Raw genomic sequence first — 2,510 nt, 5'->3', positions numbered from 1 at the left:
CAGGCGATGCCGACTAACGATGGAGGACCGGGCGCGCGGCTTTCTCAGGGCCAGAGCTGCGAAACGCTCGCAAACAGGCCGGTTATAGTGACGCAATCCGACCTTCCTTCGTCATCTCCGCTACCGTTGCAGCAGCGGGGGGTCCTTATAGTCCGCAGCCACCGGCGTGCGCGCTGCAAGGCACGGTGCCCGCGCGCGCGTCCGCCTGGGATGCGCGGTTCTGCTCCAACGTCAACGTATTCGACGCGGCTTACCGGCTGCGGAATCGGAAGACCGTCCGCGCGCAAACCTTCAAGATGAAACTCGATGGCCTCCCGAATCTGCGCTTCAACTTCTTCGACAGTTGCGCCCGTCGCGACGCAGCCCGGAAGGTCCGGCGCATGCGCCGAAAAGTTGCCGTCGGCTTTTTCGATTACGGTCGAATAGCGCATACCCGCCTCACTGCTTCAAACCCGCCTGCTTCAAAATGCTGTTCAGGGTGCCAGGCGCCGGATCGTCGTTCGGTTTCCCCGGAAGTGACGCCGGCTCGCGGCGCGTCCGGACCGACGACATGGTAGATTGCATGCCCCTCACGCGACCTCAAGAAGTGCTCGCGGATTCTTTTCGGCAATCATAAGAAGCGTCTTGGCTGCCCCGGATGGAGCACGACGACCCTGCTCCCAGTCCTGCAGTGTCCGGACTGATACACCGAGGAGTTGCGCAAACCTCGCCTGGGATAGACCAGTTTTCCGGCGGATGCTGGTAACACTCGGAACCGTAGTCACTCTGAACCGCCCCGGGATTCCCGGAGACTTCATTTCCTGATTGGATGGAGTCATGAACACGACGAAGAGGTACTGACCGGAGGTACGGGAGCGGGCGGTTCGGCTGGTCTTCGAGCACGAGGCGAAGCACGGTTGGCAGTAGGCGGCGATCGGCTCGATCGCGGCGAAGATCGGCTGCCCGGCGGAAACGCTGCGCGGCTGGGTGCGGCAGGCCGAGCGTGACCAAGGCCGGCACGCCGGGGTCACCAGCTCGGAGCGGGAGCGGCTCAAGGAACTGGAGCGCGAGAACCGGGAGCTGAAGCGGGCCAACGAGATTCTGCGCAAGGCGTCGGCGTTTTTTGCCCAGGCGGAGCTCGACCGCCGACAGAAGTGATGGTTTCGTTCATCGACGCCCATCGTGGGGCGCACGGGGTCGAGCCGATCTGCGCGGAGCTGCAGATTGCCCCGTCGACCTACTACGAGCACAAGGCCCGGCAGGCCGATGCCGAGCGCTTGCCGCCGCGGGTGAAGCGCGATCACGCCTTGGTGCCGGAGCTCGGTCGTGTCTACGAGGAGAACCTCAGCGTCTACGGCGCGCGCAAGCTGTGGCGGCAACTGGGCCGCGAGGGCTTCGTCGTGGTTCGCTGCACCGTGGAGCGTCTAATGCGCTCGCTGGGCCTGCAAGGGGTGGTGCGCGGGCGCCGGTGCCGCACGACGATCCCTGACGAGAGCCCTGCGCTGCCGCTTGACCGGGTAAACCGGCAGTTCGCGGCCACTCGTCCCAACGAATTGTGGGTGGCGGACCTCACCTACCTCGCGACCTGGGCCGGCTTCGTCTACGTTGCCTTCGTGATCGACGTCTTTGCCCGGCGCATCCTCGGCTGGCGGGTAGCCCGCTCGATGCGGGCCGAGCGGGTGCTCGACGCCCTCGAGCAGGCGCTGTGGTCGCGCTCCGGCGTGCATGGCGTTGTCCATCACAGCGACCACGGCAGCCAGTATCTGTCGATCCGTTACTCGGAACGGCTCGCCGAGGTGGGTGCCGAGCCTTCGGTCGGCAGCGTCGGGGATTCCTTCGACAACGCGCTCGCCGAGTCGATCATCGGGCTGTACAAGGCGGAGGTCATTCACCGTCGCGGGCCGTGGCGCTCGATGGACGCGGTGGAATACGCGACGCTCGAATGGGTGGACTGGTTCAACAACCGCCGGCTGCTGGAGCCCATCGGCAACGTCCCGCCGGCGGAGTTCGAGGCGTCGTATCATCAATCAACGGGTCAGCTGCCCATGGCAGCCTGACTCAAACCCGGAGCTCTCCGGAAAATCCGGGGCGGTTCACACAGTTAGCGGGCACGGGTTCGAGAGAGCCAGTAGAACGGGCGCCTCGAATGATGGGATACGGCGAAAATGACGATGCCGTCTGCCTCCGGGCGATAGTAGAGCGAGAAGCGGAATCCCTTCACGATGATTCGGCGCGTATTCCCGCGCGAGGGTGAGCCGGAGAGAGGGAAGGCAAGCGCGCGGGCCGCGGCTTCTTCGACTGCGGCAGTGAAGCGCTCGCCGAGACCGGGCTGCGCTTCATTGTGGTAAATGACCTCTGCGAGAAATTCCAGGCGTGCCGCGGGAATGAACCGCGCACGCTTCACCGGGCGAGGCGCCTCGCTTCGGCAAACACCTCTTCGGCCGAGATCGTTTGCAGTTCTCCGCGGTCGTACGCGGCGGCTCGTTCTTCTATCTCACGATCCCATGCCGCTTCGATCTCGGCGAGTGAGG

Annotated in this window: 4 protein-coding genes, 2 pseudogenes and 1 other annotated feature; of the genes and pseudogenes, 1 reads left to right on the top strand and 5 read right to left on the bottom strand. The window is 64.8% G+C overall.

What is annotated here, in order from left to right:
- Nucleotides 1-230: 230 nt before the first annotated feature.
- From VNN77_12395 to VNN77_12385, 3 genes and pseudogenes are all read right to left on the bottom strand, one after another.
- Nucleotides 231-431 (bottom strand): annotated as a pseudogene (locus VNN77_12395) (type II toxin-antitoxin system HicB family antitoxin).
- 7 nt (nucleotides 432-438) lie between these two features.
- Nucleotides 439-552, bottom strand: a complete 114-nt coding sequence (locus tag VNN77_12390) for a type II toxin-antitoxin system HicA family toxin (GenBank protein ID HXG52187.1) — start codon at nucleotides 550-552, stop codon at nucleotides 439-441.
- 17 nt (nucleotides 553-569) lie between these two features.
- Nucleotides 570-797, bottom strand: a complete 228-nt coding sequence (locus VNN77_12385; GenBank protein ID HXG52186.1) for a helix-turn-helix domain-containing protein — start codon at nucleotides 795-797, stop codon at nucleotides 570-572.
- Nucleotides 798-867: 70 nt separating this feature from the next.
- Here VNN77_12385 and VNN77_12380 point away from each other — a divergent pair.
- Nucleotides 868-2,036, top strand: a pseudogene (locus tag VNN77_12380) (IS3 family transposase).
- Nucleotides 1,095-1,211 (top strand) — a sequence feature (AL1L pseudoknot). It overlaps the preceding pseudogene by 117 nt.
- A 44-nt stretch (nucleotides 2,037-2,080) precedes the next feature.
- On the opposite strand, the gene VNN77_12375 reads toward VNN77_12380, so the two are convergent.
- Entirely contained in the window at nucleotides 2,081-2,383 is a 303-nt protein-coding gene (locus VNN77_12375) for a type II toxin-antitoxin system RelE/ParE family toxin (GenBank protein HXG52185.1), read from the bottom strand.
- Nucleotides 2,380-2,496, bottom strand: a complete 117-nt coding sequence (locus VNN77_12370) for an addiction module protein (GenBank protein HXG52184.1) — start codon at nucleotides 2,494-2,496, stop codon at nucleotides 2,380-2,382. Before VNN77_12370 ends, VNN77_12375 begins: the two co-directional genes overlap by 4 nt.
- Nucleotides 2,497-2,510 lie beyond the last annotated feature (14 nt).

It is taken from the genome of Candidatus Zixiibacteriota bacterium (assembly GCA_035574315.1).
GTDB lineage: Bacteria > Desulfobacterota > Binatia > UBA9968 > UBA9968 > DATLYW01.
The sequence above is the reverse complement of the archived record's forward strand: the minus strand, read 5'-3'. Positions and strand labels throughout refer to the sequence as shown.

Excerpts from the sequence above, each read along its gene's own strand:
- VNN77_12385 (HXG52186.1), bottom strand. The coding sequence starts at position 797 with ATGAAGTCTCCGGGAATCCCGGGGCGGTTCAGAGTGACTACGGTTCCG.
- VNN77_12390 (HXG52187.1), bottom strand. The coding sequence starts at position 552 with ATGTCGTCGGTCCGGACGCGCCGCGAGCCGGCGTCACTTCCGGGGAAA.